Genomic DNA, 16923 nt, shown 5'->3' with positions numbered 1-16923 from the left:
AGATGAAATACATTGAAATGACAATAAATACTTCAAAGGATAAAAAAGATATCATTGAAGGAATTCTATTTGACTATGGAATTTATACGACAGAAGAAATTTCTAGCGATATAGTTGATGAGCTAGACCAAGATGAAAAGGACTGGGACTTTATTGATTACCCTCTTTTAAATTCAAAGGAAGGTGTGTTTGCTCTTAGGGTTTATCCAGAAAATATGGAAGATGCAAATAATTTAAAGGCTGAGCTAAATGAAAAAAATCTTGGACAATGTCTTTTAGAAGAAAAGGACGACGAAGACTGGGCGAATAATTGGAAAAAATATTACAAGCCACTAGAAATTGGTGAAAAGCTTGCTATTGTTCCTGAGTGGGAAGCTTATGACAATGACAAGAGAATAGTAATTAAAATAAATCCTGGCATGGCATTTGGAACAGGAACTCATGAATCAACTTATATGTGCCTTGAACTTTTAGAGAGATATGTAAATAAAGATGACGAGATCTTTGATATAGGTTGCGGGTCAGGCATTCTTGCCATAGCTGCTTTAAAACTTGGAGCAAAGAGAGCCCTTGCTGTTGATATTGATGACAAGTGTATTGATGCTTCACATGAAAATGCAGATCTAAATAATCTTGAAGACAAGATGGACATCAAAAAGGGAAATCTTCTTGATGTTGTAAAGGGAAGAGCCGACTTAATTGTTTCCAACATAATTGCAGAGATAATCGTTGATGAAATTAAAAATCTTAAGAACCACATGGATAAGGGTGGAATTTTTATAACTTCAGGAATTATAAAAGAGAGAAGGCAAATGGTTATTGATGCCCTAAAAGAAAATGGATTCGAAATTATTGACGAATTAGAAAAAAATAATTGGGTTGCCATTGTAGGAAGTTTAAATGTATAGATTTTTTGAAGATAGAGAGTTTCAAGGCAATACGAATTTAAAAGAAGAAACTCTTCACCACTTAAAAAATGTAATAAGGATAAAGGACGGGGAAGTCTTTCAAGTTGTTTTTGAGGATGGTATTTTTTCTTTTGCTTATGAAGATGAAAAAATAAAAAATCTTGGGGAAGTACTAGAATCCAATGAATCTAAGGTTAGACTGTCCTTATTTTTTGGAGTCCTAAAAAATAATAAGTCTGAAGATGTTTTAAGGCATGCCACAGAAATTGGAGTTAGTGATTTTTATCCTGTTATTATGGACAGGTCTATCTCAGATATTTCCAAGAAAAAAGAAAAGAAATTGGAAAGATTTCAAAAAATTGTGGAATCAGCTGCAAAGCAATCAAAACGAGATGTCATACCTATGGTTCATGACATAATAAAGACAGATGATATTTTAAATTTTTCTGGCGATTTAGTTTTATGTTATGAAGATGAAAACAAGACACAATTGGGCGAGGTAACAAAGGCTCTTAGCAAAAACATAGGACTTGTTATTGGACCAGAGGGTGGTATATCAGAAAGAGAACTTGAATTATTAAGTGAAGCTAAAAAAGTAGGGCTTGGAAGGAGAATTCTCCGAGCAGAGACTGCAGCTTTAACAGCTTCTTTTTATATAATACACGCAAAGGAGTGTGAGTAATGGAAAAAACTTTTTCAATTTTAACTCTTGGCTGCAAGGTTAACCAATATGAATCTGAAGCCATGAGCGAACTCTTTGAAAGTAGGGGATACAGACAAGTTGAAAATGATGACTTTAGTGATGTTTATATAGTTAATACTTGCACAGTTACAAATTTATCAGATAGAAAATCAAGACAATTTATTAGAAAATCTAAGAAGAATAATCCAAACTCAGTTGTTGCAGTTGTGGGTTGTTATTCACAAGTTTCTCCCGAGGAAGTTAAAAGCATTGAGGGAGTTGATGTTGTCGTTGGAACAACAGAAAGAAATAGAATTGTAGATTTAATAGAAGAGTCCAAGAAAAACAATGAAAAGATAAATATTGTTAAGGAATTAAAAAATGTTCGTGAATTTGCCAACACGACAAATTTTGATAGTAACAATAGGACACGTGCCTACATGAAGGTACAAGATGGGTGCAACAGATTTTGTACCTATTGCATCATTCCTTTTGCAAGGGGACCTATTAGGTCCAGGACAATTGAAGACTCAGTTAGAGAAGCAAGGACCCTTGCTGATAGGGGATTCAAGGAAATTGTATTAACAGGAATTCACATTGGTTCCTTTGGAATGGACCTTGGAGATATGAGATTAATTGACCTAATAGAAGCCATTGCAGAAGTTGATGGAATTGAGAGAATAAGACTTTCATCTGTTGAGCCACTTATTATAACAGATGACTTTATGGAAAGGGCAGTTAAGACTGGAAAGTTATGTGACCACTTCCATCTTTCTCTTCAAAGTGGATCAAACAATATCCTTAAAGCCATGAATAGACGATACACTCGTGAAGATTACATTGAAAAGGCGAATATCATCAGGAAGTATATGCCTCATGCAGGGCTTACAACAGATATAATTGTTGGCTTCCCTGGAGAAAGCCAAGAGGACTTTGAAGATTCAATGAAGATTGTAAAAGAAGTTGGCTTCTCAAGGATTCACGTCTTCAAATATTCAAAGAGAAAAAACACAAGGGCAGCTGTCATGAAAAATCAAATTGACGGAAATGTTAAAAAAGAAAGATCTGAAAAATTAATTGCTCTTGGAGAAGAATATCAAGAGATTTTTGAGAGAGAAAACATGAAGACGACACAGTCAGTTTTATTTGAAGAAAAACATGATGGAGTATATTATGGTTACACAACTAACTACATCAGGGTCAAGGCAAAATCTGAGGAAGATCTTACTAATAAAATCAAAAAAGTAAAAATCTTAGACACAGGCGAAATTGCAAATTGTGAAGTTCTTGGTGATTAAATGTTAAAGATAAGAGCTCATCACCTCTTGTGCACAGAAAACTTTGTAGGCGAGGGATATAGTGATGACTTTTCAAAAAATATGACGAGAGTTTTAAAGGAACTGAAAGAGAACCCAAAGGTTAAACTACTAGCTGATCTTGATGATATTTGTGGCTCTTGTCCAGAAAACCTTGGACATAGGTGCGAGAGTGACGACTTGGTAAAGTCCTATGACAGAAAAGTTTTAGAAGTATTAAATCTATCTAAAGATGAAATTTATTTATGGAAAGACATAAAAAAGCTTGCCTGTGATATAATATTTTCAAAGAATAGGCGAGAAGAAATTTGTGGAGAATGTCAGTGGAATGAACTCTGCAAAGATGTTGAAGCCAAAAGGAGGTAAGGATGGACTGTTTATTTTGTAAAATAATCAAGGGAGAAATTCCTTCAACAAAACTTTATGAAGATGAACTTGTGTATGCTTTTAGAGACATAGACCCACAAGCACCTACTCATTTTTTAATCGTTCCAAAGGAACATATATCATCAGCAGATGATCTAGATGAAAATCACAAAGAACTTATAGGTCACATCTTCTTAGTTGCAAAGAAACTTTGTGCTGAGGAAGGTCTCACTAAGGGTTACAGGATCGTAAACAATTGCAAAGAAGACGGAGGTCAAACTGTAGATCACCTTCACTTCCATGTACTTGGAGGAAGAAGCTTAAATTGGCCACCAGGTTGATAAAAATTTTTACTAAAGCCGGGATTAATGTCCTGGCTTTTCTTATTACGGTTTTTAAATTTGAAACTACTAAAAAATTTTTGATAATTTAATTTGAGAATTGTAACAGTTTTTAACTTTTGGCACTATTAAACATTGCGTTTATGTAATATACTTAAGATAATTGTTATTTGTTGGAAAATATATTTTTAAAGAAGGAAGATGGTTTATGAAATTAGGATTTGTTGATGTTGGCGGAGGAACTCGTGGAATTTATGGAGCAGGGGTCTTTGATTATTTTATGGAAGAGAGAATAAGTGGTGACTACTTCATTGGAGTTTCTGCTGGAGCTGCCAATGGTGCCTCCTTCCTTGCCAATCAACCAAGAAGGAATTTTGTTTTTTATAATAATTATGCTTTTAGAAAAGAATATATGAGCTTAAAAAATTATTTAAAAACGGGTTCATATATTGATTTAGATTATATTTATTCGGACTTAAGTGCATCAAATGGAGAAAATCCACTTGACTATAAAACTATGATGGAAAATCCAATGGAATTTGAAATAGTTGCAACAGATGCTAGAACAGGAAGGCCAAAATATTTTAATAAGAATGACCTTATTATTGATGAATATGATCCAATTAAAGCATCCTGTTGTGTTCCAGTCCTTTGTAAGCCTTACGTCATAAATAAGGTTCCCTATTTTGATGGAGGTCTGTCAGACCCAATACCTTTTAAAAGAGCCTTTGAAGCAGGTTGTGATAAGGTGATTCTTATACTTACAAGACCTAAGGATTACTTTAGGGAAAAGAGAAAAGACAAAAAGTTTGTTAGAATACTGAGGAGAAACTACCCAAGACTTTCAAAAACTTTTGCAAAAAGATATGAAGTTTACAACCAAAGTCTCAGGGAAGCTATTGAACTTGAAAAAGAAAATAAAATAATAATTGTTGCACCAAGTGACATAGGAAATTTAAAAACTCTTAGTCAAGACCATGAACAGTTAGAGAATTTATATGAAATGGGGAGAAGGGACGCAAAAAAAGTCTTAAGCTTGGAAAATATAAATAAGAGTTGATGAAATGAAAATCATAAAAGAAAAATTAAAAAAATTTGAAGATGAAGAAAATATAGACTTAAGTGAAAGTGAAAAAAATGTAAAAAATAGATTCAAAAAAATTCAGATTGTTGCCCTGATTTCTTTTTTGTCCATAATTATACTTTTGATTTTTAATCGAAGCGGAAATATGTCCATTGAATCCATAATAGAAAGTGCTAGTGGCAATCCTATAAAATCTATAATTTCTCTTTTGAGCCTTTTTGCAGTAAAGAGTCTTACAATAATAGTCCCAATAGGGTCTCTTTATCTTGCAAGTGGAATTATCTTTGAACCACTAAAGGCAGTATTAATAAATTATCTTGGTCTATCAATTACACTTACAATACCTTTTATATTGGGAAGATGGTCTGGGGCAGAGGAGATGGATTATTTAAGGAAAAAATATCCAAAGCTTAAAAAGCTAATAGAAATGCAAAAGAAAAATGAATTTCTAGCAAGCTTTCTAATAAGACTTATTGGATGGTTTCCTTGCGATATTCTTAGCTTCTACTTTGGTGCCTGTAAGACCAACTACATAAAGTATATAACTTCATCACTACTAGGAGCATCAATTGGAGTTATTATTAGTACTTTTCTGGGAGATGTAATTTTAAATCCACTTTCTTGGCAATTTATGGGCTTAATTCTAATAAAGATTTTAATTTCTGCTTCTGTTATAGGTATAACTTATAGGGTGAATAAAGATAAGTAAAATAAAAATAATGAGCTTAAAAATCTTACTGATGAAGGTATATAATTTTAAATAAAACTGAAAACTTTTCATAGGAATAATTAAAGATCAAAATAGAAAAATTTTATTGAAGTTTTGGGATTTATAGAGTATAATAAACCTAAATTGGCCGCGAGGCTATACTCTTTTCTACGAGAGGAGGTTAAAAAATGTCCGAAATCAGGGTTGGTGAAAATGAATCTTTAGACAATGCTCTAAAAAGATTCAAAAGACAATGTGCCACTAGTGGAGTTCTCAAAGAAGTAAGAAAAAGAGAACATTACGAAAAACCAAGTGTTAGAAGGAAGAAAAAATCCGAAGAGGCACGCAGAAAAAAACACAGATATTAAAGAGGGTGTTCTTATGTCTCTAAAAGAGAGACTCATGGCAGACCTAAAGGATGCTATGAAAAATAAAGATAAACTTCGAAAAGATGTTATCACCATGGTTCGTGCAGCTATTAAACAAAAAGAAGTAGATGAACGAGTTGAGCTTGATGACAGTGATATTGAAAATATCATTGGCAAACAGCTAAAAGAGAAAAAATCGTCAATTGAGGAATTTAAAAAGGGTAATAGAGAAGACTTGGTTGAACATACAAACCAAGAAATTGAAATATTACTTGATTACTTACCTGAGCAATTATCAGATGAAGAATTAAAAGGAATCATACAAAAAGTAATTGACGAAAATGAAATAACATCAATGAAGGATATTGGAAAATTAATGAAAAACGTCATGCCATTAATTAAGGGCAAGGCAGATGGTAAGCAAGTTAATGCTATTGCCAAAGAATTATTAAATTAAAACTCGGGGAATTTCCCTGGGTTTTTTTTTACAATTTTTTTGATTTTCAAAGTTAAACTTTAAAATATTAGAAATTTAATTTTTATATTTTACTAGTAAGGAGACATTTATGAGTGATAGAGATTATTTAAGAAAACATAAGGAAGAACTTCCTGTCATTGCTATATGCTATGATTTTGATAAGACGCTGACACCTAATGAGATGCAGGCTCAAGGATATATTCAATCTTTAGGTTATGAAGTAGAAGAATTCTGGAATAAATCAAATGGGATGGCAGCAGACAATGATATGGATGAGAACTTGTCTTATATGTATATGATGGTAAACGAGTTTAAAGATCATCATAAGTTAGATAGAAAAACTTTGGAGGCTTATGGAGCTGAAGTTCAATTGTTTTCAGGAGTTAATGATTGGTTTAAACGTATCAGAGATTATGGGTTAAAGAGAGGAGTTCTTGTAGAGCATTATATAATATCCTCTGGAATTAAAGAGATGATTGAAGGGACAGAAATTGCAAAAAATGGTGAGTTTGAAAAAATTTATGCAAGCTCCTTTTACTTTGATGACAAGGGTATAGCGAGATGGCCAGCTCAAGTAGTTAACTACACAAACAAAACTCAGTTTCTTTTTAGAATTCAGAAGGGAACTTTAGATATTAACGATCCAGGTATAAATGATTATTTTCCACCTGATGAGATTAGGGTTCCCTTTAGAAATATAATTTATATTGGAGATAGCGACACTGATATTCCATGCATGAAGTTAGTAAACACTTATGGTGGATTTTCTGTAGGAGTTTATAATCCCGACCACTCTAAAGAGAAAGTTTATAGGATGATTAAGGACAATAGAATAAAATATTTTGCACCTGCCGACTATAGAGAAAACCAAGAATTAGATCTAATAATAAAAAATATTATAGAGAGAACAGTTTTTAATGAAAAGCTAGAGTCAACCCATTATTCTTGTCTCAAGGAAGCTTCTGAATTTTAATAAATATTAATAATTTAAATTCCTAATCTTTTGTATAATTTAGATTATTGATAAAAATTTTGGGGTAAAATGTTAACAAGTGCAAAGGAGGTTAAATTGAAAAAACATAAAAATTTATTTTATAGTCTTCCACTTTTAATGCTTTTAATAAACTTTGTCTATGCACAAGGTGAAGGCATAAGATCTTTAGAAAGTATATTTTCTAATGATTATATTTTTGCTATTTTACTTATTGTGGCAATTGTAACAGCAGTTTTTGAAGTTTTGACACCAGGTTTTGGTATATCTGGAATTCTTTCAATAGCCTGCTTTATTGCCTTTTTTTGGGGATCTATAAAAATGGGGAATACAAACATTTTTGAAATCTCCTTATTTGTTATAGGCTTGCTCTTATTAGGCTTTGAAATAATGATACCAGGATTTGGAGTTGCTGGGGTCAGTGGGATTATTGCAGTTTCTGCAGGCTTAGTTTTGTCAATGAGCGACATTTATTTTGCTCTGTTTTCCCTTGCCCTTGCTCTAGTTATTGCATTAATTCTTGGATATGTGCTAGTTAAAAGAGGAATTAAATCTGAAGCAATCAATAGGCTTAGACTTTTTAAAGAAAGTTCTAGCGATAAGGGCTATGTAAGTGTTAAAGCTGAAGAGGTTTCGATGGGCGATATATTACTTACAAAAACTCCCCTTAGACCAACAGGTTATGCTATATTGGGAGATAGGAAGATAGAAGTAGTTTCAAATACTGGATTTATTGGAAAAGATGAATCAGTAGTTGTTGTTAGAATTAGTGGCGCAAGAGTTTACGTCGAAAAAAATTAGGAGGAATTATGTCATATTATCCAATTGGAAGTATCTTAATAATTGCAGTAATAATCATAGTGGTTTCCATGTTCTTGTCCTTCGTACCAGTGGGACTTTGGGTAACTGCTTTTTTCTCTGGTGTTAAAATCAAGATATCAGAGCTTATTGGAATGAAACTTAGAAGAGTTAAGCCATCAAGAATTGTTAGACCGGCTATAAAGGCAACTAAGGCTGGGCTTAATCTTGAAATAGCTAGTCTTGAAGCCCACTATCTTGCAGGTGGTAATGTCAATACTCTTGTAGATGCGCTTATAGCTGCACAAAGGGCAAACATACCTCTTCAATTTGAAAGGGCAGCTGCTATTGACCTTGCAGGTAGAGATGTTCTTGAAGCAGTTCAAGTTTCTGTAAATCCAAAGGTAATTGAAACACCAAATATTTCTGCTGTTGCTCAAGATGGTATTGAAGTTATAGTTAAGGCAAAGGTAACTGTAAGAGCCAACATAGAGAGACTTGTTGGTGGTGCAGGTGAACAAACTATTATTGCAAGAGTTGGAGAAGGTATTGTAACAACAGTGGGTTCATCAAAGAGTTATAAGTCAGTTCTAGAAAACCCTGATTCAATTTCAAGAGTTGTATTAGACAAGGGACTTGACTCAGGCACAGCTTACGAAATTTTATCTATTGATATAGCAGATGTTGATGTTGCAAGAAATATTGGTGCGAGATTGCAAACTGATCAAGCCGAAGCTGATAAGAGAATATCTGAAGCTAAGGCATCAGAAAGACGTGCTATGGCCCTTGCTCGTGAACAAGAAATGAAGGCTGAAGTAGAAGCCATGAGAGCAAAGGTAGTAGAAGCAGAGTCTCAAGTACCAATTGCAATGGCAGAAGCTTTAAAAAGTGGAAATCTTGGAGTCTTTGATTATTATAAGATGCAAAACATAAACTCTGATACTGATATGAGAAAGTCAATTTCAAAAATACCTGAAAAGAACCACAAAAAGGACAATAAATAATGGGATCTATTTTTAGTTTAGTAATTGCTATTATTTCTCTCATGCCGGCCATAATATTCATTGTTATTTTCAAAGTTATTTTAACTGTCCTTAACAGAGGAAAAAAGAAAATGACAGAGGATTTTTATGAAGCTGATAGAAATAATCCAAACTCTAAAAATATTCATGGTAACATGAAATCAGATTCAGAAAGTTTAATTGATGAAATCAAAAAAATAATCAAAGAAGAAAAAGAAAAAGAGAAAGAAAAAGATAAGAAGGAAACTTTAGGAAAAAGTATTAAAGAAATCTTTAAAGAAGAAAAGGATAATTCTGAAGATAAGCTTAGAGAAAAAAGTGATAAAAAACTTGTCAATAAAGACCCTATTTATGCCCAAAGAGAACTTAAAAAGAAACTTTTAGAAAAGAAATCTTTATCAGATAAAGATTTAAAAAATTCAAAATCTGAAGATAAGAAGGAAGTTTTAGAAGGTTCTCTTAATCTAGAGAAAATTCCTGACAAAATTTTTGAAAGTGAATTCATAAAAGAATGTGAATCAGACAGCGTTATTTATGAAGATGAAGAGGGTGAAAACTTTATTGGTGATTTCTTAAACTTTAATGAAGAAGATTTACCTAAAATTCAAATTTATAAAGAGATTTTCGATAAACCTTTAAGTCTTAGATAAATCAAGGCTTGCTTTCCATAATCTATGGAAAAGTAGGCCTTTTTGTGGTATTATTAAAGTCACGTTTAAGGGGGTATATTTTTGACAAAAATGGAAAAATCCATTGAAATTAATGATATAAATTTGATGTCAATTTTATTTGGAAAGCTAGATGAAAATATTGCTCTTATAGAAAAAGAACTAGGGCTTATTATTAAATCCAAGGCAGACAAGATTTTTATAAGTGGGGAAGAAGATATAGTTGAAGACGGGGCAGTTCTTTTAACAAACTTAGTTGAAACTGCTAGACAGCAAAATTCTTTAAGCTTATCAGATGTAAGATACGCGATTTCACTTATTAAAAATAATGAAAAGAGACCAGTGGCAGAGTTATTAAAAGATACCTTAGTATATACATCCATGGGTAAGCCCATACGAGCTAAGACTCTTGGTCAAAAGAGATATATTGACAACATAAACAATAATGACATTGTTTTTGGGATTGGACCAGCAGGTACTGGTAAGACTTATCTTGCCATGGCAGCAGCAGTTCGTGCCTTTAAAGCAAAAGAAGTTAACAGAATTATTTTGACAAGACCTGCTGTAGAGGCAGGAGAAAATTTGGGTTTCCTTCCTGGAGATTTACAAAATAAAGTAGATCCTTATTTAAGGCCCCTTTATGATGCATTATTTGAAATACTTGGACATGACACATATAACAATTTATTTGAAAAGGGACTTATTGAGGTTGCACCACTTGCTTACATGAGGGGTAGAACTCTTGATTCAGCCTTTGTTATCTTAGATGAGGCACAAAACACCACTAATGAACAAATGAAGATGTTTTTGACAAGACTTGGCTACGGTTCTAAGGCTATTGTCACTGGTGATGTTACACAAATAGACCTACCAAGAGGTAAGCAATCTGGTCTAAAGACTGTGCTAAAGATTCTTGATGGAGTAAAGGGAATTGGAATAACTTATCTAAATAAAAATGATATTGTTCGTCATGCCCTTGTTCAAAGAATAATTGATGCATACGAAAAATATGAAAAGACAAATGACAAGGCCAATAAAGTAATTGAGGCCAAGAAGTCAAAGAACTGGAGTAAATAATGGAAGTTTACTACGATGACAGGCAAGATGATATAGAAATAACTGATGAAATAAAATCATTAGTCGAAAAATCAATTGCTTCTGTTTTAAAAGTTGAAGGTCTTGATGATGAAGTTGAAGTATCTGTTTCTTTTGTTGGAGATGAAGAAATAAAGAACTTAAATAGGGACTATAGGGGAGTAGATAGATCTACTGATGTTCTATCTTTTCCCATGGATGATGAATTTATTATAGACAAGAGGATTCTTGGAGATGTTATAATAAACACAAGAAGAGTAATGGAACAAGCAGAAGAGCTTGGTCATTCTCATGAGAGGGAACTTTCTTATTTAACAGTACACAGTATTCTCCATCTCTTAGGATACGATCACATGGAAGATGAAGACAAAAGAGAAATGAGAGAAAGAGAAAAGTTATCCATGAAGGAACTTGAAATTTATAGGTGATTTTATGAAAAAAGGACGCTTTATTTCATCATTTAATTACGCAGTCCAGGGTATTATTTCTGTATTGAAAACAGAGAGAAACATGAAATTTCATTACCTTGCTGCTCTTGGAATTATAATCCTATCACTTTTTTTCGATATATCTTCTACAGAGTTTCTCTTAATGTTATTTGCCATTACGCTGGTTGTATTTGCAGAAATGATTAACACTGCAATAGAAAGGACTGTTGATTTAGTAGTTCAGGAGTACAATCCTATTGCAAAGTATATAAAGGATGTATCAGCGGGAGCAGTTTTAATTACAGCATTAAATGCAGTTATCGTTGCTTACTTAGTATTTTATGACAAGTTTGCTTCTTTTGGGGATTTGCTTCTATTTAAAATAAAGAATATGCCAAATCACTTGGCCTTTGTATCCTTGCTTATCATTATTATAGCAACAGTTGGTGCCAAGCTTTTGATGGCTAAGAAAAGTGGAGGTACATATTTCCAAGGAGGCGGCCTAAGTGGTCACTCGGCAATTTCTTTTTGTGCTGCCACAATTATAACTATGATAGCAGAAAATTCTCTTGTGACACTTTGCTCCTTTGGGCTGGCTTTTCTCGTTGCAGAAAGTAGGGTAGAAGGTAAAATTCACAAGGTTTCCGAAGTTATAGTTGGAGCAATCCTTGGGATTTGTGTAGCAATATTTGTTTTTAAGGTAGTTGGTTAAATGGAATATAAAAAATTAATTGAACTTGCTATTGATGCAAGAGATAATATGACATATACGCCTTACTCACACTTTAATGTGGGTTGTGCAGTTGAGATGGAAGATGGGTCAGTTTATACTGGTGGAAACATTGAAATAGCTTCTTACTCTCCAACTAACTGCGCAGAGAGGACCGCAATATTTAAAGCAGTATCTGAAGGTAAGAGAGAGATTAAAAAGATAGCTGTAGTTGGGGATAGTGATTACACTTTCCCTTGTGGAGTATGTAGACAAGTTATTCGTGAATTTTCAAAAAATCCTGAAATAATAATAGCGAACTCTACTGAAGACTATAAAATATTTGGGATGGAGGAAATTTTACCTCATTCCTTTGGTCCAGAAGACCTGGATGGAGATGAAAATGACAGAAAATAATTTTAAATCGGGATATGTATCTGTAATAGGGAGGCCCAATGTTGGTAAGTCTACCTTACTAAATGCAATAATTGGAGAGAAAATTTCAGCTATTTCTTCAAAGCCTCAAACAACAAGACAAAATATTACCTTTATCCATACAGATGAAGATGCTCAAATAATATTTTTAGATACGCCTGGAATACAAAAACCAAAAAATAAGTTGGGAGAATTCATGCTAACTGAATCTAAAGAGGGCATAGAAGATTCAGATGTTATTACCTATATAGTGGATACTTCAAAAAAAATTGGTAGGGCTGAAAGATCAATTATAGATATCTTAAAAGAATATAAGGGAAAGCTACCTATCATACTTTTAATAAATAAGGTTGATACAATAAGAAAAGATGAACTCTTAGAAATTATTTCAATGTATGCAGAAGAAGAGATTTTTGATGATATAATCCCTATATCTGCGATGAAAAATGATGGTGTAGATATTTATCTAGAAATACTTAAAAAGTTTTTGAAGCCAGGGCCAATGTACTATCCAGAAGATATGATTACTGACAAGAATGAGAGATTTATTGTTGCAGAAATCATAAGAGAAAAGGGACTTATGTATTTAAATGAAGAAGTTCCACATGGTCTTGCTATCTCAATTGAAAAATTCAAAAAAAGAGAAGACAAAAATATGTATGATATTGATGCAAATATCTACGTTGAAAGAGATACTCACAAGGGAATTCTTATTGGGAAAAATGGTTCTATGCTAAAAAGAATTGGGACAGAAGCAAGAGAAGAAGCCGAAAGACTTTTAGATGCCAAGGTAAATCTTCAAATTTGGGTTAAGGTTGAGAAAAACTGGAGAGATAGAGACAATTTGGTAAAGAGATTTGGTTACGACAAATAATTACACTCTAGGCATAGTCCTAAATGAAATGGGATTTGGTGAATCATCTAAAATAATTAGGGTTTTTACCAAGGAATATGGGAAGATTTCCATTATGGTAAAGGGAGCAATGAGTCCTAAATCTAGAAATTTAAGTGTTTCACAAGTTTTTGGTCTAAATGAATATCTCTTAAAAAAGGGGCAAAGTTTTTTCTATATTAGTGATTCAAAAATTTTAGAATCGAACTTTAAAATTAGAGAAAATTACGATAACTTAGTTTACGCGTCCTTATTACTAGAGATTATAGACAAATCATCTATAAGTGGTGAGGCTAACAAAAAAGCCTTTGATCTTTTGAGAAAAACCTTAAATTTTTTTAATTTTACTAAAGACCCCATTGGTCTTGCTCTTGCCTTTGAATTAAAATATCTTAGTTTTATAGGTTACAGACCAAAACTTGATATTAAAGAAAAATCTTATTTCTCTATTAGAGAAGGCATAATCGATTTTCAAGATCCTTATTCCTTTTCATTGACAAGGAGAGATTTACTTTTCTTAAATGCAATTCTTTATGGCAAGCTTGAAGAATTAGAAAATATAGAAGATATTGAAAAAAGCAGAAAAAAATACCTGCATAATATTATAATAAAATATATAAAATACAATTTAGATATAAGCAGTTTTAAGTCTGACAAGCTGTTTAATTAAGGAGGAAAAAATGTATTTCCAAGATTTAATAATGACATTGGAAAATTATTGGAAGGAAAAGGGAGCAATAATTATGCAACCTTACGACATTGAAAAAGGTGCGGGAACTATGAATCCTAATACATTCTTAAGGTCTCTTGGACCAGAAGAATGGAAGGTAGTTTACGTAGAACCTTCAAGGAGACCTGCAGATGGTAGATATGGTGAAAATCCAAATAGACTATATCAACATCACCAATTGCAAGTTATTTTAAAACCATCTCCAGAAGATGTCCAACAACTTTATCTTGATTCTCTTTTTGCAATTGGAATCGACCCAAAAAAACACGATATTAGATTTGTTGAAGACAACTGGGAGTCTCCTACACTTGGTGCATGGGGTCTAGGTTGGGAAGTTTGGCTTGATGGAATGGAAGTAACACAATTTACTTACTTCCAACAAGTAGGTGGAGTAAACCTTGATCTTGAAAGTGCAGAGCTTACTTATGGACTTGAAAGAATTGCTATGTATCTTCAAAATGTTGAGTCAGTTTATGACATTAAGTACAACGAAAACATTACTTACGGTGAAGTATTTAAGAAAAACGAATATGAGCACTCAAAGTATGCCTTTGAAATAGCTGACATTGATATGTTGAGAAAACTTTTTGATATGTATGAAGCTGAAGCTCAAAGAACTATTGAAGAAGATATTGTTATAGATGCCTATGACTACACTCTTAAGTGTTCTCATGCCTTTAACTTACTAGACGCTAGAGGAGCTCTTTCTGTTTCTGAAAGAACAAGTTACATTCAAAGAGTAAGAAATCTTGCCAGAATTGTAGCAAAAACTCATTTAAAACACAGAGAAGAAATGAATTATCCCCTTATAAATAGAGGTGAAATAGATGAATAATTATTTACTTGAAATTGGAGTTGAAGAGTTACCATCAAGATTTGTCAACATGGCAATAGAACAACTCAGAGAAAAATCACAAAAATTATTAGTAGAAAATGAACTTGGATTTAAAGATGTTAAAGTTTATGCAACTCCAAGAAGACTTAGTCTTATTATTGAAGGACTAGATGAAAAACAAAAAGATATAACTAAGGAAGTTAAGGGGCCTGCCCTTAAGATTGCCTATGATGATGAAAAAAATCCTACAAAACCTCTATTAGGCTTTATGAATTCTCAAAAAATCACAGAAGAAGATATTGTCATTAAAGAAGTAAAGGGTACTGACTATGTGTTTGCTCACATTTCTTCAATAGGAAGAGACTCTGCAGAAATTATAAAGGAAATAATCCCTGGTCTTATTAAAGACATTAATTTCCCAAAAAACATGCGTTGGGGTGGAAAAAACATCAGATTTGCCAGACCAATTAGATGGGTTGTTTCACTTTTAAATGACAAAGTTGTTGAATTTGATTTTGAAGGAATTCAAGTTAGCAACATAACAAAGGGTCACAGATTTTTAGGTTCATCAGAAATCAAAATTGATAAGGTAGAAAATTACGAAAAATTACTAGAAGATAACTATGTAATTTTAGACCAAAATAAGAGACGCGAAATCATCAAATACGAATCCACAAAGATTGCTAAATCATTAGGTGGCGAAATTCACGAAAATGAAGATCTTTTAGAAGAACTTACTTACATCGTTGAGTATCCTACTCCAATAAAGGGCTCAATTAAAGAAAAATACCTAAGTCTTCCAAAGGAAGTTGTAACAACAACTATGATTGACCACTTGAGATTTACTCCAATCTACTCTCAAGATGGGGGACTTTTACCATACTTTATTACTGTAAGAAATGGTACAAGAGATTACGAAGATATAGTTATTGCAGGAAATGAAAAAGTTCTTGGTGCAAGACTAGAAGATGCTAAATTTTTCTACGATGATGATATTTCAAAACCACTTGAAGACTATGTTGAAAACTTAAATGGAGTTCTTTTCCATGATAAGCTTGGAACAATGCTTGAAAAAGAAAAGAGAGATGGTGTAGTTGCAAATAAAATTGCAGAGTCTCTTTCCTTTGCAGATGAAGCTATTGATGCAATAAAAAGAGTAGCCCATCTTTCAAAAGCAGACTTAACTACAAAAATGGTAATTGAATTTACAGAACTTCAAGGTGTAATTGGTGAAATTTACGCTCTAAAATCTGGAGAAAAGGAAATTGTTGCAACTGCAATTAGAGAACAATATCTTCCAAAGTTTGCAGGAGATAAACTTCCAGAATCAAGTGTAGGTTCAATATTCTCTCTTGCTGATAAAATTGATACTATAGCTGGGCTTTTTGCAATTGGAGAAATTCCTACTGGGTCAACAGATCCCTTTGCACTTAGAAGATCTGCGATTGGTGTAATCAACATTATTAGAAATAATTCTTGGAAATTTAATTTAGACGAAGCTGTAGAAGCAAGTTTATACGAATATATTAATGATCTTGGTCTAACATTTAACCACGAGGAAGTTATTGCCAATGTAAGAGATTTCTTCTTAGGAAGAATTAAGACAATGCTTCAAGATGAAGGAATAAGATATGATATCATTGATTCTGTTTTAATTCCTGAAAGTGAAATTCACAATATCTTTGATAAAGCTAAGGAATTAAATGAATGGTTTAAGGAAGATAGAAGCAAATTTGTTGATGCCTATAATAGAATTAATAACTTGACTAAGAATGTTGATTTACTTGAAGTAAAGGAAGACTTACTAGTTGAAGAAGCAGAAAAAGATTTATATATGAAATATTTAGAAATTGATGTAAGCTTTAAGGAAGCCCTAGCAGAAGAAAAATATATGGAAGCTATGGACTTGTTAAATGACCTTGTACCATCAATTGATAAATTCTTTGACAATGTTATGGTAATGGCTGAAGACGATAAGATAAGAGAAAATAGACTTGGACTAATCAATAGGATAGAGGAAAATATTCAAAAAATATTAAAAATCGAAAATATTGTAGAATAGGTCGGT

The 16923-nt window shown here is 32.6% G+C and carries 21 protein-coding genes; all 21 read left to right on the top strand.

What is annotated here, in order from left to right; translation table 11 throughout:
- The first annotated feature begins 2 nt into the window (after positions 1 to 2).
- Complete coding sequence (gene prmA / locus M9426_RS00800) at positions 3 to 908, top strand: 50S ribosomal protein L11 methyltransferase (protein WP_250342150.1); 906 nt, start codon at positions 3 to 5, stop codon at positions 906 to 908.
- Complete coding sequence (locus tag M9426_RS00795) at positions 901 to 1590, top strand: RsmE family RNA methyltransferase (RefSeq protein ID WP_250342149.1); 690 nt, start codon at positions 901 to 903, stop codon at positions 1588 to 1590. Before prmA ends, M9426_RS00795 begins: the two co-directional genes overlap by 8 nt.
- Positions 1590 to 2888: a tRNA (N(6)-L-threonylcarbamoyladenosine(37)-C(2))-methylthiotransferase MtaB gene (mtaB, locus tag M9426_RS00790; protein WP_250342148.1), complete on the top strand. Its 1299-nt coding sequence runs from the start codon at positions 1590 to 1592 to the stop codon at positions 2886 to 2888. Before M9426_RS00795 ends, mtaB begins: the two co-directional genes overlap by 1 nt.
- Positions 2889 to 3272, top strand: a complete 384-nt coding sequence (locus tag M9426_RS00785; protein WP_250342147.1) for a DUF1284 domain-containing protein — start codon at positions 2889 to 2891, stop codon at positions 3270 to 3272.
- 2 nt (positions 3273 to 3274) lie between these two features.
- Positions 3275 to 3613, top strand: coding sequence for a histidine triad nucleotide-binding protein (locus tag M9426_RS00780; protein ID WP_005957663.1), 339 nt, complete (start codon positions 3275 to 3277; stop codon positions 3611 to 3613).
- 208 nt (positions 3614 to 3821) lie between these two features.
- Positions 3822 to 4673, top strand: coding sequence for a patatin-like phospholipase family protein (locus tag M9426_RS00775; protein WP_250342146.1), 852 nt, complete (start codon positions 3822 to 3824; stop codon positions 4671 to 4673).
- A gap of 4 nt (positions 4674 to 4677) precedes the next feature.
- Entirely contained in the window at positions 4678 to 5406 is a 729-nt protein-coding gene (locus M9426_RS00770) for a TVP38/TMEM64 family protein (protein ID WP_250342145.1), read from the top strand.
- A 188-nt stretch (positions 5407 to 5594) separates the two neighbouring features.
- Entirely contained in the window at positions 5595 to 5774 is a 180-nt protein-coding gene (gene rpsU / locus M9426_RS00765) for a 30S ribosomal protein S21 (protein WP_005957648.1), read from the top strand.
- 13 nt (positions 5775 to 5787) lie between these two features.
- Entirely contained in the window at positions 5788 to 6231 is a 444-nt protein-coding gene (locus tag M9426_RS00760; RefSeq protein WP_005957634.1) for a GatB/YqeY domain-containing protein, read from the top strand.
- A gap of 109 nt (positions 6232 to 6340) precedes the next feature.
- On the top strand, positions 6341 to 7225 hold the full coding sequence (locus tag M9426_RS00755; RefSeq protein WP_250342144.1) for an HAD family hydrolase: 885 nt from the start codon (positions 6341 to 6343) through the stop codon (positions 7223 to 7225).
- Positions 7226 to 7321: 96 nt separating this feature from the next.
- Entirely contained in the window at positions 7322 to 8044 is a 723-nt protein-coding gene (locus tag M9426_RS00750; RefSeq protein ID WP_250342143.1) for an NfeD family protein, read from the top strand.
- A gap of 8 nt (positions 8045 to 8052) precedes the next feature.
- A complete protein-coding gene (floA, locus tag M9426_RS00745; protein WP_005957628.1) occupies positions 8053 to 9045 on the top strand; it encodes a flotillin-like protein FloA in 993 nt (330 codons plus the stop codon).
- Positions 9045 to 9713, top strand: coding sequence for a hypothetical protein (locus M9426_RS00740; RefSeq protein WP_250342142.1), 669 nt, complete (start codon positions 9045 to 9047; stop codon positions 9711 to 9713). The genes floA and M9426_RS00740 overlap by 1 nt, the downstream gene beginning before the upstream one ends.
- An 81-nt stretch (positions 9714 to 9794) precedes the next feature.
- Positions 9795 to 10808 (top strand): PhoH family protein, encoded by a 1014-nt coding sequence (locus tag M9426_RS00735; RefSeq protein ID WP_250342141.1) that lies wholly within the window; start codon positions 9795 to 9797, stop codon positions 10806 to 10808.
- Positions 10808 to 11254: an rRNA maturation RNase YbeY gene (ybeY, locus tag M9426_RS00730; protein ID WP_005957600.1), complete on the top strand. Its 447-nt coding sequence runs from the start codon at positions 10808 to 10810 to the stop codon at positions 11252 to 11254. Before M9426_RS00735 ends, ybeY begins: the two co-directional genes overlap by 1 nt.
- Positions 11255 to 11258: 4 nt before the next feature.
- Positions 11259 to 11966, top strand: a complete 708-nt coding sequence (locus M9426_RS00725; protein ID WP_148465935.1) for a diacylglycerol kinase — start codon at positions 11259 to 11261, stop codon at positions 11964 to 11966.
- Entirely contained in the window at positions 11967 to 12380 is a 414-nt protein-coding gene (locus M9426_RS00720; protein ID WP_148465936.1) for a cytidine deaminase, read from the top strand. It abuts the gene before it with no gap.
- Positions 12367 to 13272, top strand: a complete 906-nt coding sequence (gene era, locus M9426_RS00715) for a GTPase Era (protein ID WP_250342140.1) — start codon at positions 12367 to 12369, stop codon at positions 13270 to 13272. The genes M9426_RS00720 and era overlap by 14 nt, the downstream gene beginning before the upstream one ends.
- Positions 13256 to 13960 (top strand): DNA repair protein RecO, encoded by a 705-nt coding sequence (recO, locus tag M9426_RS00710; RefSeq protein WP_195444149.1) that lies wholly within the window; start codon positions 13256 to 13258, stop codon positions 13958 to 13960. The genes era and recO overlap by 17 nt, the downstream gene beginning before the upstream one ends.
- Before the next feature lie 10 nt (positions 13961 to 13970).
- On the top strand, positions 13971 to 14855 hold the full coding sequence (locus M9426_RS00705; protein WP_250342139.1) for a glycine--tRNA ligase subunit alpha: 885 nt from the start codon (positions 13971 to 13973) through the stop codon (positions 14853 to 14855).
- Complete coding sequence (glyS, locus tag M9426_RS00700) at positions 14848 to 16917, top strand: glycine--tRNA ligase subunit beta (protein WP_250342138.1); 2070 nt, start codon at positions 14848 to 14850, stop codon at positions 16915 to 16917. The genes M9426_RS00705 and glyS overlap by 8 nt, the downstream gene beginning before the upstream one ends.
- Positions 16918 to 16923 lie beyond the last annotated feature (6 nt).

The sequence above is a fragment of the Peptoniphilus genitalis genome (assembly GCF_023614525.1).
Lineage (GTDB): Bacteria > Bacillota > Clostridia > Tissierellales > Peptoniphilaceae > Peptoniphilus_A > Peptoniphilus_A genitalis.
Note: the sequence above shows the minus strand (reverse complement) of the source record. Positions and strands in the feature narration are given on the sequence as shown.